This is a genomic window from Humitalea sp. 24SJ18S-53 (assembly GCF_050632385.1).
Classification (GTDB): Bacteria; Pseudomonadota; Alphaproteobacteria; order Acetobacterales; family Acetobacteraceae; genus Humitalea.
The window spans coordinates 4502219-4517103 of record NZ_CP192599.1 but is presented as its reverse complement, the minus strand read 5'-3'; the positions used below and the strand labels follow the sequence as shown (position 1 = coordinate 4517103).

The window sequence follows — 14885 nt, the reverse complement described above, 5'->3', positions numbered from 1 at the left end:
GGGAGCAAGCACCATGGCAAGGCAGGCAACCAACCGCAGCTTCCCCCAGGCGCCCCTGTTCGGTGTCGTGGTATTGCTGGCCGTGACCATTGGCATCGCCCTCCTCGGCGGCGCGCGCGCGCCGGACAACGCTACCGCACTGCGGCAGCGCCAGCTGGTCTTCGAAGATCGCACCGATGGTGCCGTGACGGTGCGCGAGCCCGCGGCCGTGGACGCCTTTGCGGTGCTTGATCCAGGCACCAATGGCTTTATCCGCGCCGCCCTTCGTGGCATGGCGCGCGAAAGAATGCGTGAGGCGCAGGGCCAAGAGATCCCATTCCGGCTGGTCGCATGGGATGACGGTCGGCTGACGCTGGATGACCCCGCGACAGGGCGCCGCATCGACATCAAGGCCTTCGGCCATAGCCAGGCCGAAGCCTTCGCACGATTGCTGACCGACGAAAGGCCAGGGCGATGAAGGACGACGGCCTGGCATCCTGGCTACCCTTCGGCAGCCAGCGACGCATCGAGATCACTTGCAGCGTCGATATCGAGCAAAGCTTCGACAGCCTGCACGCCCATGCGATCCCGGAAGGGATCGATCTGCGCCCCGGCGACCGCGTCATTGTGCACGGCGCACCGACCATGGTGCCCTTTGGCGAGAGCGTGACCCTGACCTGCCGCGCGACCGTCATCCGTGCAACCGGAATCGAGCGTTTCTGGACCGAGTTCCGCGCGCTGTTCGAACTCACCGAACTCTACCACTGCGGCTTCGAGCCCAAGGAGGCAGCATGAACGCCGTCACTCCCGCGCGTCGCACGAACGTCAACGACGCAACGCGCAGCGCCTTGACCGAGACCGTTCTCAGCCCACGCTTCTATACCACCGACTTCAAGGCCATGGACGCCATCGACGTCACCTCGGTGCGGGCGCAATGGGATGCGCTGATCGCGGAATTCCGCGCCGATCCGAACAAGGGACACTTCATCCGCACTGATGCCTTCGATGCTTTCGACATCACGGCGCTGCCTGCGCCGCTCCAGAAGGAGTTGATGGATTTCCTGGTCAGTTCCGTGACGGCGGAATTCTCCGGTTGCGTGCTCTACGCCGAAATACGCAAGCGGGTGACCAACCAGGACATGAAGGATCTGTTTGGCTTCATGAGCCGCGACGAGGCCCGCCATGCTGGCTTCATCAATGATAGCCTGAAGGATGTGGGCATCGGCGTCGATCTCGGCTTCCTGACGCGTGCGAAGAAATACCACTACTTTCGCCCAAAATTCATCTTCTACGCGACCTACCTGTCGGAGAAGATCGGCTATGCGCGCTACATCACCATATTTCGCCAGTTCGAGCGGCATCCGGAGCGGCGCTTCCACCCGATCTTCAACTGGTTCGACCAGTGGTGCAACGACGAGTTCCGCCATGGCGAAGCCTTCGCCCTGCTCATGCGCGCCAATCCATCGTTGCTTGAGGGGACGAACAAGCTGTGGGTAAAATTCTTCCAGCTTGCCGTCTTCGCCACGATGTATGTGCGCGACCATCAGCGCCCGGCCTTCCATGAAGCGCTTGGCATGCATCCGACCGATTACGATCACGAGGTGTTCCGCATCACATCGGCGATCTGCGAACAGGTTTTTCCAGTGACGCTGGACGTGGACCATCCGGCATTCCACGTAAGGATGGAGCGGCTGCGGATCACCAGCGAACGGATGCTCGCGGCGAAATCAGCTACTGGCCTTGGCGGGAAGCTGCGTCGGGCGGGGCTGTCGGCGCGTGCGGCGGCGCAGTTCCTGCACCTGTACCTGCTCCCTGGTCGCCGCAAGGCGCTGCCGGCGGAGATCCGCCTGGCGCCGAGCTGGTAGCCGCGGATGGTCGAGCATCTGCTGCCCGCCCTCTTCGCGATGCTCCTGTGGTGGGGCGGCACGGGTGTGATCCTCGTGCTGGACGGGCTGCGGCGAGAGACTTTTCGTTGGACCTTGCTTGGCGCGACGCTGCTGCTGGCTGTCGGTCTTGTGGGGTTATCCGCGAGTGCTACGAGCCTCACACCCACCGGCGTCTACGCGGCCTTCACCTGCGCCATCCTCGTCTGGGCATGGATCGAGGTCACATTCCTGACCGGCGTGCTGACTGGCCCACGGCGCACGCCGTGCCCGCCTGGTGCGCGCGGCTGGCCACGCTTCCGCGCCGCGGTGGCGGCGATCCTGTGGCATGAACTCGCCATCCTGGCCGGTGCCGCGATCGTGGCCGTGCTGACGGCGGGCGGGCCGAACCGGATCGGGTTGTGGACCTTCCTTATGCTGGCCGCGATGCGGCTGAGCGCCAAGCTCAACATCTTCCTCGGCGTGCGCAATCTTGGCGAGGCGCTGTTGCCCGATCACCTCCGCTACATCGAAAGCTATTTTGCGCGACGGCCGATGAATGCGCTGTTTCCTGTGTCGATCATGGCCGGCGTCGCACTTTGCATCGGGCTGGTCGCGGTCGCGGCCGCACCTGGCGCCGATGCCGGAACCGCCGCGGGCTTCACCTTGCTCGCCAGCCTCGCGGTCTTCGGCGTGCTGGAACATGCCCTGATGATTCTGCCCTTCCCGCCCGAGGCGATGTGGCGCTGGCTTCTGCCAGGCGCGCGCCAAGGTGCTGCTATTCCCCTCGGTGATCATCGCGACAGGTGCGGCGCGGTGACGAAGACCGATGCCCCGCCGCCCCACGGGAGCCGGACATGAACTACGAGGCGTTTTTCCGGAATCAGATCAACGGCCTCCATCGCGAAGGCCGCTACCGCGTCTTTGCCGACATCGAGCGCCAGGCCGGGCAGTATCCGCGCGCCATTCGCCACGTGAACGGGCGTGAGCGTGAGGTCACCGTCTGGTGCTCCAATGATTACCTCGGCATGGGGCAGCATCCGGATGTGCTGGCGGCGATGCATGCCGCCCTCGACCGCTACGGCGCCGGCGCCGGCGGCACGCGCAACATCTCCGGCACCAATCACGAGCATGTCCTGCTGGAAGCAGAACTGGCGGAGCTGCACGGCACCGAAGCAGCACTGCTGTTCAACTCCGGCTACATGTCGAACTGGGCATCGCTGTCCACGCTGGCCTCCCACATGCCGGGCTGCGTCATCGTTTCCGACGAGATGAATCATGCGTCGATGATCGAGGGGATGCGGCACAGCCGCGCCACGCGGCGCGTCTTCGCGCACAATGATGTCGCCGATCTCCGGCGTGTGCTCGCGTCGCTGGATCCCGCCGCCCCAAAACTGGTTGCCTTCGAGAGCGTCTATTCGATGGATGGCGACATCGCGCCGATCGCCGCCATCTGCGACGCCGCGGCCGAATTCGGCGCCATGACCTATTGCGACGAGGTGCACGCGGTGGGCCTCTACGGCCGGCGCGGTGGTGGCATTACCGAGCGCGACGGCGTCGCGCATCGCCTGACCGTCATCGAGGGCACGCTGGCAAAGGCGTTTGGCGTGATCGGAGGCTACATTGCCGGGTCGGTGGCGATGGTCGATTTCGTGCGCTCCTATGCCTCGGGATTCATCTTCTCGACCGCCCTGCCGCCGGCGATCGCGGCCGGGGTGCGCGCCAGCCTTCGCCATCTCAAATCCAGCAATGTGGAGCGTGAGCGTCTGCATGAACGTGCCGCGACACTGCGCCGCCGGCTCGATGCCGTCGGTGTGCCGCATCTCGACAATCAGAGCCACATTGTCCCGGTGATGGTCGGCGATCCGGTGGTCTGCAAGGAGATCAGCGACCGCCTCCTCGACGAACACGGCGTCTATGTGCAGCCGATCAACTACCCGACCGTGCCGCGCGGCACCGAGCGCCTGCGCATCACGCCATCGCCCGTGCATAGCGACGCCGACATGGACCACTTGGTGGCCGCGTTGGAAGCGGTCTGGGCACGGTTCAGCCTCCGCCGCGCCGCCTGAAGATGGACGCAACCGGCATCCGGCGAGAGGAGGCGACGGCCGATACCGTCGCCGAGACGACGCGTCCCAGCAAGCCGTCGCGTCGCCATGTCGTGCAGATGGATGCGCGTCCGCTGTTTCCCTTCGCCGCCCTGGTGGGGCAGGAGGAAATGCTCCGCGCGCTGCTGCTGGTCACCGTCGATCCCGGTATCGGCGGGGTGCTGGTGCAGGGTGATCGTGGAACCGGCAAGTCGACCGCGGTGCGCGCGCTCGCCGCACTCCTGCCGCCCATGCGTGTCGTCGTCGGATGTCGCTTCGGCTGCGATCCCGCCTCACCTGGCGCTTTCTGTGAAGATTGCCGCATGCGCCGCGTGCGGACCGCCGCGACGGCGCCGATCCCGGTGGTGGACCTGCCGCTTGGGGCCACGGAAGACCGCGTCGCCGGTGCGCTCGATATCGAACGTGCGTTGGTCGACGGCGTCCGCGCCTTCGAACCCGGGCTGCTCGCCCGCGCTCATCGCGGCTTTCTCTACATCGACGAAGTGAACCTGCTTGAGGACCATCTCGTCGATCTGTTGCTCGACGTTGCGGCCTCGGGCGAGAATGTGGTGGAGCGGGAAGGGATCAGTCTGCGCCATCCGGCCCGCTTCGTGCTCATCGGCAGCGGCAATCCGGAAGAGGGTGAGTTGCGTCCCCAGCTTCTCGATCGGTTTGGCCTGTCGGTCGAGGTGCGCACGCCGATGGACCTTCCTACTCGGGTCGAGGTGGTGCGCCGGCGCGACAGTTTTGAGCGCGAGCCAGCGGTCTTTGCGGCACGGTGGCGCAAACCACAGGCGCGCCTGCGCGCGCGGATCGCGGCAGCGCGGATACGGCTGCCTCGCGTCCGGACGCCGGACTCGGCCCTGGAGACCGCTGCCCGCCTGTGCATAGCGCTCGGCACCGACGGGCTGCGTGGGGAACTGACCCTGATCCGTGCCGCACGGGCGCTCACGGCATTCGAAGGGGGGGACGAGATTTCAGACAACGAACTCCGCGCCGTCGCCATTCCAGCGCTATGTCATCGCCTTCGCCGCAATCCACTCGACGAATCCGGCAGCACTGCACGCGTGCAACGCGCCGTTGCGGAGGTCCTCGGCACGCCATGACGGGTGATGATGCCATCCACGCCATCGCGTTGTTGGCGGTCGATCCTGTCGGGCTGGGCGGTGTTGCGTTGCGGGCTGCGCCGGGACCCCTGCGCGACCGATGGCTGGCGCTCCTGCGGGATGCCATGCCGACCGGAACCGCCTGGCGCCGGCTGCCGCCGGATACGCCGGATAGCCGTGTTCTCGGTGGCCTGGACCTGGGTGCGACATTGGCCGCCGGGCGCCCGTTGGCCGAGCGCGGCATTCTGGCGGAAGCCGATGGCGGCGTCGTGGTGGTGCCGATGGCCGAACGCCTGGCCGGGACGATGGCGGCGCGTCTGGCGGCGGTGCTCGATGCGCGGGAAGTCGTGGTCGAACGCGATGGACTCACGCGGCGATGGCCGGCCCGGATCAGCATCGTTGCTTTGGATGAGGGCATTGATGCGGAGGAAGTGCCGCCCGCGCCACTGCTCGACAGGCTGGCCTTCGCGATAGGCCTCGACGATCTGCCGCGCGGGGCCTTGATGGCGTCGCCGTCGCCCGAAGCCATCGCGGCGGCCCGCCTCGCACTGCCGCAGGTCACGGTGCAGCCGGAACTGCTGCAAGCGCTCTGTGCCACCGGCCTGGCGCTTGGTATCGCCTCGCCACGCGCGACCCTGCTGGCGTTGCGCGCGATGTGCGCCGCTGCCGCGTTCGCCGGGCGGGTCACGGCGCTGGAAGAGGACGCGGTTCTTGCGGCGCGACTGGTCCTGGCGCCGCGCGCCACGCGCGTACCGGACGACGCTGCGCCGGAGCCCGAACCCGCCGAGGGCCAAGCGCCGGAGAGTCAGCCCGAGGCCGGTCCCGCGCGTGAGGAAGATTTGGCGGACATGATGATCGACGCCGTGCGCGCAGCCATGGCGCCGACCCTGCTGGCCCGGCTCGCCGCCGCCCAGCAGGCCGCGACGCGGACTGGTGCCGTGGGCCGCGCCGGCGCCGCGCGGCGTGATGGCAAGCGCGGCCGCGCACTGGGCGCAAGGGCCGGCCGATTGCATGGTGGCGCCAGGCTCGCGCTGATCGAGACACTTCGTGCCGCCGCCCCGTGGCAAGCCATGCGTCGGCGACAGAATCCCCGCAGCGATCGACCCGTGCTGATCCGTGCCGAGGATATCCGGTTGCGCCGATACGAGGAACGTAGCGGGACGACGGCGATCTTCGCCGTGGATGCCTCGGGTTCCACAGCACTGCACCGTATGGCGGAAGCCAAGGGAGCGGTGGAGATGTTGCTCGCCGAATGCTACGCGCGGCGCGACCGCGTCGCGCTGATCGCCTTCCGCCGGGATGCCGCCGCCGTGCTGCTGCCGCCGACGCAGGCATTGGGGCGGGCGCGGCGCTGCCTGGCCGCTTTGCCGGGCGGTGGTGCGACACCATTGGCCGCGGCATTGGAAGCAGCACGCGCCCTTGCGGATATCGAGCGTCGCCAGGGCCGCCTGCCGCTCCTGATCCTGATGACCGACGGCCGGGCGAATGTCGCGCGCGATGGGCAGACCGGGCGTGCGGCCGGGGAGGCGGATGCGCTCGCCATGGCGCGGCTGCTGCGCGCGACCGCATTGCCGATCCTGCTGGTGGATACGGCGCCACGGCCGCAGCCCTTCGCGCGCTTGCTGGCGGATGCGATGGGGGGGCGCTACGTGCCGCTGCCGCAGGCGGATGCGGCGGCCCTTTCCGCCGTGGTCGGCGCCGCGGCGCGTGCTGCGTGACATGATCGGTCCTGCCCCCGCCGCCATGGCCGCCGGCGCTGCCGAAGGCAGTCACCGGGCAAGTGATGCGCCGGATTGGGCACGCGATGGGCGCGACTGGCCGAACCGCGAAGCGAGCCGCTTCGTCACCGCCGGTGGGCTGCGCTGGCACGTTCAGGTCATGGGCGGTGGGCCGGTTGTGCTGCTGCTGCACGGGACTGCCGCGGCGACGCATTCCTGGCGAGACCTCATGCCGCTTCTGGCGCGGCACGTCACGGTGCTCGCGCCCGACCTGCCCGGTCATGGTTTTACGACGGTACCGGCACCACACCGGCTCACGCTGTCTGGCATGGCGCAGGCTGTCACGGCCTTGACCCAGGCGCTGGACATCAAGCCGGTGCTGGTGGCGGGGCATTCGGCGGGTGCGGCGATCCTGCTGCGCATGGTGCTCGACGGCGCGATCGCGCCGCGCGCCGTGATCGGCCTGAATGCTGCGCTGATGCCGTTGGGCGAGGCCCATGCCGCTTTCTTCACTCACGCGGCCCGGCTGCTGGTGGGACTACCTTTCGTGCCACGCCTCTTCGCCTGGCAGGCATCGCGCCAGTCGGTGGCGGAGCGGCTACTGCGGGATACGGGATCGACCATCGATGCGCGCGGCGTGGCGCTTTATGCGCGGCTGTTTCGCCATGCGTCACATGTCGGCGCGGCCTTGCGCATGATGGCCAATTGGGACCTGGCGCCGCTTCTGCGCGACCTGCCGGGCCTTGCCGTGCCGCTGCTGCTGCTGACCGGCGCCAATGACCGCGCCATCCCCCCAAGCCAGGCGCGGCGCCTGCAGCGCCTGATGCCGGCGGCGCGCATCGTCAGCCTGCCTGGCCTGGGTCACCTGGCGCATGAAGAGAACCCGGCACTCATCGCCGATCTGATCCTGCGAGAAGCGGCCGGTGGCGAGCCGGACCGGCCATGAACATGCTGCCGCGTGTATCAAAGCCGCATGCCGTCGTCATCGGCAGCGGCTTCGGTGGCTTGGCCGCGGCCATCAGACTTGGCGCCCGCGGGTATCGCGTCACGGTGCTTGAACGCCTCGACCAGGCCGGTGGGCGGGCGCGCGTGTTCCGCCAGGACGGCTTCACCTTCGATGCCGGACCGACCATCGTGACGGCGCCCCAATTGTTCGAAGAACTATGGACGTTGTGCGGCCGTCGCATGGCGGATGACGTGGTCCTTCGACCACTTTGCCCCTTCTACCGTCTGCGCTTCGACGATGGCAGCCACTTCGACTGTTCCGCTGATCCGAAGGCGATGCGGGCCGAGGTCGCGCGCCTCTCCCCCGGCGATGTCGAAGGCTACGAACGCTTCATGGCGTTGTCGGCGACACTGTGCCGGCTCGGTTTCGAGGAACTTGGCGATGCCTCCTTCGCATCATTCGCCGACATGGCGCGTGTCGTGCCGGCCTTGGCGCGATACGGCGCCTGGCGCAGTGTCTATGCCACCGTCGCGCGGCACATGCGGGATGAGCGGCTGCGCACCGCCTTCAGCTTCCACCCGCTGTTGATCGGCGGCGATCCGTTCCGTGCCAGCGCGATCTACGCGCTGATCCCGCATCTGGAACGGGCCTGGGGCGTGCATTGGGCGATGGGCGGAACCGGGCGGCTCGTCGCGGGACTCGTGGGTCTGCTGCGCGGGCAGGGGAGTGAACTGCGGCTGGGTGCCGAGGTCGCCGCGATCCTGGTCGAAGGCGGCCGTGCCGCTGGTGTGCGGCTCGCGAGCGGCGAGGAGATTCGCGCAGCCATCACCGTTTCCAACGCTGATTCAGCTTGGACCTACCGGCATCTGCTCGGCCACGCACCACGGCAACGTTGGACCGATCGCCGGCTCGACCGCGCCAGTTCCTCGATGGGACTTTTCGTCTGGTACTTCGGCACGCGGTGCCGATATGCGTCGGTCGGCCACCACACCATCCTGCTCGGCCCGCGCTACCGCGAATTGCTGCGCGACATCTTCCGCCGAAAGGTTCTGGCCGCGGATTTCAGCCTCTACCTGCATCGCCCGACGGCCAGCGACCCGACACTCTCGCCACCGGGCCATGATGCCTTCTACGTGCTTTCCCCCGTGCCTAATCTGCAGGCGGGCATCGATTGGCGGCGCGAGGCCGAGCCCTACAGGCGGGCCATCCAGCGCCGCCTGTCGGAGACGGTGTTGCCGGGCCTGGAGGAGGCCATCGTTACCTCCAAGCTCGTCACGCCGCTGGACTTCCGTGACGACCTGCTTGCATGGCGTGGTTCGGGTTTCGGCCTGGAGCCGGTGCTGACGCAGAGCGCCTGGTTCCGCCCCCACAATCGCAGCGAGGAACTGGAGGGTCTCTACCTGGTCGGCGCCGGCACTCATCCGGGTGCGGGCCTGCCGGGCGTGCTGTCCTCCGCCCGCGTGCTGGACAAGGTGGTGCCGCATGCCGACGCCTTCGTCTGAGATCGCGCCCGCCGATCTCGCTGCCTGCCGAGCGATGCTCGCCAGTGGGTCGCGCAGCTTCCGCGCTGCCTCGTTGCTGCTGCCGGCGCGCGTCGCGCGGCCTGCGGCCGCGCTCTATGCCTTCTGTCGTGTCGCCGACGATCTGATCGACCGGGACGGCGGGGGGATGCGGGCGGTGCGCGTGCTGGAGCGCCGGCTCGATGCCATCTGCGCCGGGCGTCCTGGGCCCTGGCCGGCCGACCGCGCGCTCGCGGCGGTGGTCGCGCGCCACGGCATCCCGCGCGCGCTGCCAGCCGCCTTGCTCGAAGGCCTGGCCTGGGATGCGCAGGGTCGTAACTACGTCACGCTCGCTGATCTGGAGGATTATGCCGCGCGCGTGGCCGGCAGTATCGGCGCGATGATGGCGCTGCTGATGGGGGCAGCATCTCCAGTGGCAGTTGCCCGCGCGGCCGATCTGGGTGTCGCCATGCAATTGACGAACATAGCGCGCGATGTGGGTGAGGATGCGCGCGCCGGCCGACTCTACCTGCCCAGCGACTGGCTGCTGGACGCCGGGATCGCGCCGGAGGCCTGGCTTGCCGCGCCACGCTTCACGCCGGCGCTGGCCGTGGTCGTTGCGCGCCTGCTCCGCGCTGCGGATGCCCATTACCGGCGGGCCGAGGCCGGTATTCCGCTCTTGCCGGCGGATTGCCGCCCGGGCATCGCGGCCGCCCGGCTGATCTATGCGGAGATCGGCCGTGTGCTGGAACGCCAGGGTCATGATTCGGTTTCGGCACGCGCGGTGGTCGGCGGTAGGCGGAAGGTCGCGTTGCTGGCCGGCGCGCCGCTGCTGGCCTGGCGCGCGACCAGCGCGCCGCAGCCGGCCGCGCCGCTGGCGGCCAACCGCTTCCTCGTCGATGCCGCCGCGGCGGCGCAGCGTCCGCGGCCCGCTGTCCCGTGGTGGGCCTTTGGTGATCGCGTCGTCTGGGCGGCCGAACTCTTCTCGCGTCTCGATGAGCGCGAGCGTCGGCGTGTGCCGGCCAGCGACCGCGCATGAAGCGGCGGCATGTCCGATTCCGTCTTCGGCCTGCTTGATCTGCTCCTGGCCTTCGGGCTCGCCCTCGGCTGGGGGGCGCGCGAACTGATCGTGTTGCGACGAGAGGCACGGAAGGCGAAGCGTGACGCCTCACTGGAATGAGCGTGGCACCCGGAAGGGCAGCATGAGCTGGACCGGCAGTGCGGCGAAGCGGTCAAGATCGAGGCTTTCATGCACCGCGACCACCCTTCGCCCCAGCAGGCCCGTCGCGATGACGGAGCGCGCATAGAACGGCGCATCCTGCAGCGTCTCCGTCACGCGTGGCGCCGCGCAGGCGTCGGCGCGCGTTGGCCGGGCGAGGCGCCACAGCGTGCGGGGCAGGTGCGCAGGCGGTGGCACGGCGATGTCCTCCACCTGGCCATGGCGATCGACCCGCAGCGCGAGGGATCGCTCCGTGCCGTCGCGGCGGCGCGCATTGTACAGGATGGCCGCTGCATCCCCCGCCGATGCACGGCACCAATCCCAGTTGCGGAAATCGCTTTCGAGCGGTGCGTCGCCGGCATTGGTGTCAAAGTAGCCTGTCCCTGACCAGTGCAGAGAGGGTGAGTCCAGCGCGACCTCGATGCGCGCACGGGGTGCGATTGGGCGCCAGCGGTGCCGTCCCGCTACATCCAGGATGAAGCCGCGATCGCCGAGCGCCAGGGGATGGACACGAACGATGCCGCGCACCCGGCGCGGCAGGGGCGCCCCGATCTCCGCCAGATGCAACGTCAGCGAGTTGCCATCCCACCGTGCGGCACTGGGGCCGATGGAAAGGGTCCGCGCGTCGCGCAGGACGGTGCTGGCGCCACGCTCGGTCATCGCCCATCGCCGCTTGCCCGGGCCATAGAGTGCCACGTTGAAAGCGCAGTGCTGCAGCGGATCTGCCGGCCCGCGCCGACGCGCCCAGGCGTACCAGGGCGAAAACACGCTGCCGAGGAAGGCGATGACGGTCAGCCCATGCCGGCCATCGTCGCTCAGCCCATCAACATACCACCAGGCATAGCCATTCGATGGAACCGGCGCGTCGAAGCGAGGTCCGCCATCAGGCGCTCCACCGCCATCCGTCCGGACATCGCCGCCATCGGCACGCCCGCCCCCGGATGGATGCCGCCCCCCGCCAGGTAGAGGCCCGGCAGGCGCGTCCCGGCGCCCTGGCGTTGGAAGCTCGCCTGCCAGCCATGCACCGTCCGGCCGTAAAGGGCGCCGCCCGTCGCGGGGAACAGTTGCTCGAACCCCGATGGTGTCGTCACCACCGTGTTCTCCGGTGATGTCGTCAGGCGCAGCCCGGCCCGCGCCAGCAGCGCCAAGGCGTTCGTCTCGCATCGGGCGATCTCCGTCGCATTGGGTTTGAAGTGGTCGCCGCACGGTGGCGCATTGACCAGGCAGAGCAAACGCTCGGGCCGCCCCACCGGGTATTCACCGCCGCCACGGTCCTGCGCGCAGACATAGACGGTGGGGGAGTCCGGCAGCCGGGCATGGTCGAACAGATCGGCGAACTCCGTGGCGGACTCGTCGCCGAAGAAGACGTTGTGCCGATCGAGCGGGAAGCCCTCGACCTCGGCCAGCATGGCCCAGGTGACGGCCGAGAGGGATCGCGGTGCGACGCCGGCCCGCGGCACGGCGCGCTGCGCCGCGGCGCCGAAGTGGCCCGCCGCCAAGGCCGCGACGTCAGCATTCGCAATGACGGCGTTGCAGGCGATGACCTCGCCATCGGCCAGACGCACGCCCGTGGCTCGGCCGCCGCCGACCAGAATCTCCGTCACCTCCACCCCTGTCCGGATGGTGGCGCCGCGCGCTTCCGCCAACAGGCGCAACATGCGCGCGATGCGGTGCATCCCGCCCTCGACAAGCCAGACGCCGGATTGCTCGACATGGGCGATCAGCATCAGCGTGGCCGGCGCGTGAAACGGCGAGCAGCCGCAATAGGTGGCGTAGCGTCCGAAAAGTTGTCGAAGGCGCGGATCGCCAAAATGCTCCCCCAGCGCCTGCCAGAGCGTGGCGAAGGGCGATACATCACGAAAGGCGCCGATCCCGCCGGCGAAGGCGACGGACAGCGGTGTCGGCCGCGCGGCACGGATGAAGGCCGGTTCCATCACCGCATAGATGCGGCGCGCGCGGTCGCAGAAGGCACGATAGCCGCGCGAAGCATCAAGACCCGCAAAGGCGCCGATCGCATCGGCCGAGGCATCGATATCGGCATGCAGGTCGAGCCGCGCCGCAGCACCCCAGGCGTGCCGCGCCAGGATGTCGGCGGGGCGCAGCGTCAGGTGGTCCTCCAGCGCCGCGCCAGCCTGGGCGAGAATCTCGTCGAAGACCCAGCGCATGGTGAAGACGGTGGGGCCGGCATCGATGGCCCGCCCGCCAATCACGGTTTCCCGCATCTTGCCGCCGACCGTCGCGGCGCGCTCAAGCAGGATCACATCCAGGCCGCGTGCGGCGAGCAGCAGCGCGGCCGTTAGGCCGCCGACGCCGCCGCCGATGATCGCCACCCGCTCGCTGCGCATCCGACCTCCGAAAGAGATTGACATGATCGTCAACTAAGACTGACAGTTTTGCCTGACAGTTCCAATAGACAGTTCAGGAGGCCGGCCATGGATGCTGTATCCCGGATCGAAAGCGCCCTTGCCGATTCCGTCCTGCTGGCCGAAGCGGCCGGCGCGCCGCCGCGCCTGGCCGCTGCATTGCGCCATGCGGTGTTTCCCCGCGGCGCGCGGGTCCGGCCGCGCCTTGTCCTCGCTGTCGCGGGCGCCTGCGGCGACGACCGTCCGGCCTTGTCGGCTGCCGTGGCGACCGCGGTCGAACTGCTGCATTGCGCCTCGCTCGTGCATGATGACATGCCGTGCTTCGACGATGCCGATACGCGGCGCGGCAGGCCGAGCGTGCACCGCGCTTTTGGCGCGCCGCTTGCGCTGCTCGCCGGCGATGCGCTGATTGTGCTGGCCTTCCAGACCTTGGCCCGCGCCGCCGCGACGGCGCCGGAACGGCTGCCCGCTGTCATGCTACTGATCGGCGATGGGGTGGGCGTCCCCTTCGGCATCGTTGCCGGCCAGGCCTGGGAATGCGAGCCGCGCACCGACCTGTCCGAATACCAGCGCCAGAAAACTGGCGCGCTTTTCGCCGCCGCCGCCATGGCCGGTGCCGCCGCGGCCGGCGCGGAAGCAGAATCGTGGCGGCTGCTGGGCGAACGCCTGGGCGAGGCCTATCAGGTGGCCGACGATCTGCGCGACGCGGTGGGTGAGGCTGCGGAGCTGGGCAAGCCGGTCGGCCGCGATGCCGCCCTGGGCCGCCCGAACGCGGCGCTGGCCTGCGGTGTCGACGGCGCGCTTGCGCGGCTGCGCGGCCTGGCCGATGCAGCGGTCGCGGCGATTCCGCCGAGCGCCGGCGCCCCCGCGCTCGGCGCGCTGATCCAGGCCGAGATGCATCGGCTCCTGCCAGCAAAGCTGACCCAGAAGGCGGCGTGATGGTGTTGCGTGCCGGCACCGTGCTGCCCGGTGCCGCCGCCTTCATGGCGCTGCGCGATCGGCTCGCCACTTGGCAGGTGCGGCTGGCGGGGGATGCGCGGTTCCGCGCCTGGGCCGCGCGATTCCCACTCACGCGGCCGATCGCGCGGCGACGGGCCGCAGAACTCTTCGATCTCTGCGCGGGCTTTGTCTATTCGCAGGCCCTGTCTGCCTGCCTGACGCTGAACCTGTTCGAGATGTTGCGTGGCGGCGCGCTGCCAGCGGCGACCATCGCGCGGCGCACCGGCCTGGCGCCTGATGTCGCTGCGCGATTGCTGGACGCAGCGGCGGCGCTGCGGCTCGTGGCGCCGACCGCCGATGGGCGCTATGGGCTCGGGCCGCTCGGGGCGGCGCTGCTCGACAATCCGGGCGTCGCGGCGATGGTCGCGCATCATGCACTACTCTACGATGATCTGCGCGATCCGGTGGCGATGCTGCGCGATGGCCGCGGGGCTGGGCTGAGCGCCTTCTGGAGCTACGCACGCAGCGTGCCTGGCGTGCCCTGCGATGCGGCGCCCGCCGGCGCCTATAGCGCGTTGATGACCTCATCCCAGCCCATGGTCGCCGAGGAAGTCGCTGCCGCCTATCGCTTCGACGGCCATCGCCGAATCCTCGATATCGGTGGCGGCGACGGTTGCTTTCTTGCCGCGATCGCGCCGCATGCCCCTGGCGCCTCACTCATTCTCCTCGACGTGCCGCCGGTCGCCGCGCGTGCGCGCGCGCGCTTTGCCTCGGTGGGGCTTGCCAGTCGTGCCGAGGCGATCGGATGCGACTTCCGCACCGATCCGCTGCCTGCGGGAGCCGATCTGGTGACGCTCGTGCGCGTGCTTCATGACCATGACGATGCGGTCGTCGCGGCGCTGTTGCATCGCGTCCGCGGGGCGCTGGTGCCGGGCGGGCGCATTCTCATCGCCGAACCCATGGCCGCGACGCGCGGCGCGGAACGCATGGGTGCCGCGTATTTCGGCGTCTACCTGCTGGCGATGGGCCAGGGCCGGCCACGCCGGTCGGGCGAACTCATGGCGATGCTGCGCGACGCGGGATTTGTGCGTCCGCGCATGCTGCGCATGCGCATCCCGCTGATCGTGAGCGTGCTGGTGGCTGAACGGACAGCCTGACAAACGGTTT

General features: G+C 69.1%; 15 protein-coding genes. 13 read left to right on the top strand and 2 right to left on the bottom strand.

Annotation, left to right across the window (positions count from 1 at the left end):
- The first annotated feature begins 13 nt into the window (after positions 1 to 13).
- The 11 genes from puhC to ACQW02_RS21645 are packed head-to-tail and all read left to right on the top strand — an operon-like array spanning position 14 to position 10377.
- Positions 14 to 457, top strand: a complete 444-nt coding sequence (puhC, locus tag ACQW02_RS21695) for a photosynthetic complex assembly protein PuhC (protein WP_431281990.1) — start codon at positions 14 to 16, stop codon at positions 455 to 457.
- Positions 454 to 774 (top strand): hypothetical protein, encoded by a 321-nt coding sequence (locus ACQW02_RS21690; protein WP_431281989.1) that lies wholly within the window; start codon positions 454 to 456, stop codon positions 772 to 774. Before puhC ends, ACQW02_RS21690 begins: the two co-directional genes overlap by 4 nt.
- Positions 771 to 1844 (top strand): magnesium-protoporphyrin IX monomethyl ester (oxidative) cyclase, encoded by a 1074-nt coding sequence (gene acsF / locus ACQW02_RS21685; protein WP_431281988.1) that lies wholly within the window; start codon positions 771 to 773, stop codon positions 1842 to 1844. Before ACQW02_RS21690 ends, acsF begins: the two co-directional genes overlap by 4 nt.
- A gap of 6 nt (positions 1845 to 1850) precedes the next feature.
- On the top strand, positions 1851 to 2702 hold the full coding sequence (puhE, locus tag ACQW02_RS21680) for a putative photosynthetic complex assembly protein PuhE (RefSeq protein ID WP_431281987.1): 852 nt from the start codon (positions 1851 to 1853) through the stop codon (positions 2700 to 2702).
- A complete protein-coding gene (hemA, locus tag ACQW02_RS21675; protein ID WP_431281986.1) occupies positions 2699 to 3910 on the top strand; it encodes a 5-aminolevulinate synthase in 1212 nt (403 codons plus the stop codon). The genes puhE and hemA overlap by 4 nt, the downstream gene beginning before the upstream one ends.
- 2 nt (positions 3911 to 3912) lie before the next feature.
- A complete protein-coding gene (gene bchI / locus ACQW02_RS21670) occupies positions 3913 to 5034 on the top strand; it encodes a magnesium chelatase ATPase subunit I (protein WP_431281985.1) in 1122 nt (373 codons plus the stop codon).
- Positions 5031 to 6752 carry a magnesium chelatase subunit D gene (locus ACQW02_RS21665; protein WP_431281984.1) on the top strand — a complete coding sequence of 574 codons (1722 nt, stop codon included), beginning with the start codon at positions 5031 to 5033 and terminating at the stop codon, positions 6750 to 6752. The genes bchI and ACQW02_RS21665 overlap by 4 nt, the downstream gene beginning before the upstream one ends.
- Position 6753: 1 nt before the next feature.
- Positions 6754 to 7698 carry an alpha/beta fold hydrolase BchO gene (bchO, locus tag ACQW02_RS21660; RefSeq protein WP_431281983.1) on the top strand — a complete coding sequence of 315 codons (945 nt, stop codon included), beginning with the start codon at positions 6754 to 6756 and terminating at the stop codon, positions 7696 to 7698.
- Positions 7695 to 9200, top strand: a complete 1506-nt coding sequence (locus ACQW02_RS21655) for a phytoene desaturase (protein WP_431281982.1) — start codon at positions 7695 to 7697, stop codon at positions 9198 to 9200. The genes bchO and ACQW02_RS21655 overlap by 4 nt, the downstream gene beginning before the upstream one ends.
- Complete coding sequence (locus tag ACQW02_RS21650) at positions 9181 to 10236, top strand: phytoene/squalene synthase family protein (protein WP_431281981.1); 1056 nt, start codon at positions 9181 to 9183, stop codon at positions 10234 to 10236. Before ACQW02_RS21655 ends, ACQW02_RS21650 begins: the two co-directional genes overlap by 20 nt.
- A 9-nt stretch (positions 10237 to 10245) precedes the next feature.
- Positions 10246 to 10377 carry a hypothetical protein gene (locus tag ACQW02_RS21645; RefSeq protein WP_431281980.1) on the top strand — a complete coding sequence of 44 codons (132 nt, stop codon included), beginning with the start codon at positions 10246 to 10248 and terminating at the stop codon, positions 10375 to 10377.
- Here ACQW02_RS21645 and ACQW02_RS21640 read toward each other — a convergent pair.
- Together ACQW02_RS21640 and crtD are read right to left on the bottom strand one after the other, a co-directional pair.
- On the bottom strand, positions 10366 to 11076 hold the full coding sequence (locus tag ACQW02_RS21640; protein ID WP_431281979.1) for a carotenoid 1,2-hydratase: 711 nt from the start codon (positions 11074 to 11076) through the stop codon (positions 10366 to 10368). The two genes, ACQW02_RS21645 and ACQW02_RS21640, sit on opposite strands and share 12 nt — an antisense overlap.
- A 155-nt stretch (positions 11077 to 11231) precedes the next feature.
- Positions 11232 to 12761, bottom strand: coding sequence for a 1-hydroxycarotenoid 3,4-desaturase CrtD (gene crtD / locus ACQW02_RS21635; protein ID WP_431281978.1), 1530 nt, complete (start codon positions 12759 to 12761; stop codon positions 11232 to 11234).
- Positions 12762 to 12848: 87 nt separating this feature from the next.
- On the opposite strand from crtD, the gene ACQW02_RS21630 reads away from it, so the two are divergent.
- Both ACQW02_RS21630 and ACQW02_RS21625 read left to right on the top strand, forming a co-directional pair.
- The gene (locus ACQW02_RS21630; protein WP_431281977.1) at positions 12849 to 13718 is read left to right on the top strand and encodes a polyprenyl synthetase family protein; all 870 of its coding nucleotides are present in this window, start codon (positions 12849 to 12851) and stop codon (positions 13716 to 13718) included.
- Entirely contained in the window at positions 13718 to 14875 is a 1158-nt protein-coding gene (locus ACQW02_RS21625) for a methyltransferase (protein ID WP_431281976.1), read from the top strand. Before ACQW02_RS21630 ends, ACQW02_RS21625 begins: the two co-directional genes overlap by 1 nt.
- Positions 14876 to 14885 lie beyond the last annotated feature (10 nt).

Excerpts from the sequence above, each read along its gene's own strand:
- ACQW02_RS21650 (WP_431281981.1), top strand. The coding sequence starts at position 9,181 with ATGCCGACGCCTTCGTCTGAGATCGCGCCCGCCGATCTCGCTGCCTGC.
- ACQW02_RS21645 (WP_431281980.1), top strand. The coding sequence starts at position 10,246 with ATGTCCGATTCCGTCTTCGGCCTGCTTGATCTGCTCCTGGCCTTCGGG.
- ACQW02_RS21690 (WP_431281989.1), top strand. The coding sequence starts at position 454 with ATGAAGGACGACGGCCTGGCATCCTGGCTACCCTTCGGCAGCCAGCGA.
- bchI (WP_431281985.1), top strand. The coding sequence starts at position 3,913 with ATGGACGCAACCGGCATCCGGCGAGAGGAGGCGACGGCCGATACCGTC.
- ACQW02_RS21665 (WP_431281984.1), top strand. The coding sequence starts at position 5,031 with ATGACGGGTGATGATGCCATCCACGCCATCGCGTTGTTGGCGGTCGAT.
- ACQW02_RS21625 (WP_431281976.1), top strand. The coding sequence starts at position 13,718 with ATGGTGTTGCGTGCCGGCACCGTGCTGCCCGGTGCCGCCGCCTTCATG.
- ACQW02_RS21655 (WP_431281982.1), top strand. The coding sequence starts at position 7,695 with ATGAACATGCTGCCGCGTGTATCAAAGCCGCATGCCGTCGTCATCGGC.
- bchO (WP_431281983.1), top strand. The coding sequence starts at position 6,754 with ATGATCGGTCCTGCCCCCGCCGCCATGGCCGCCGGCGCTGCCGAAGGC.
- puhE (WP_431281987.1), top strand. The coding sequence starts at position 1,851 with ATGGTCGAGCATCTGCTGCCCGCCCTCTTCGCGATGCTCCTGTGGTGG.
- puhC (WP_431281990.1), top strand. The coding sequence starts at position 14 with ATGGCAAGGCAGGCAACCAACCGCAGCTTCCCCCAGGCGCCCCTGTTC.
- acsF (WP_431281988.1), top strand. The coding sequence starts at position 771 with ATGAACGCCGTCACTCCCGCGCGTCGCACGAACGTCAACGACGCAACG.
- crtD (WP_431281978.1), bottom strand. The coding sequence starts at position 12,761 with ATGCGCAGCGAGCGGGTGGCGATCATCGGCGGCGGCGTCGGCGGCCTA.
- hemA (WP_431281986.1), top strand. The coding sequence starts at position 2,699 with ATGAACTACGAGGCGTTTTTCCGGAATCAGATCAACGGCCTCCATCGC.
- ACQW02_RS21630 (WP_431281977.1), top strand. The coding sequence starts at position 12,849 with ATGGATGCTGTATCCCGGATCGAAAGCGCCCTTGCCGATTCCGTCCTG.
- ACQW02_RS21640 (WP_431281979.1), bottom strand. The coding sequence starts at position 11,076 with ATGACCGAGCGTGGCGCCAGCACCGTCCTGCGCGACGCGCGGACCCTT.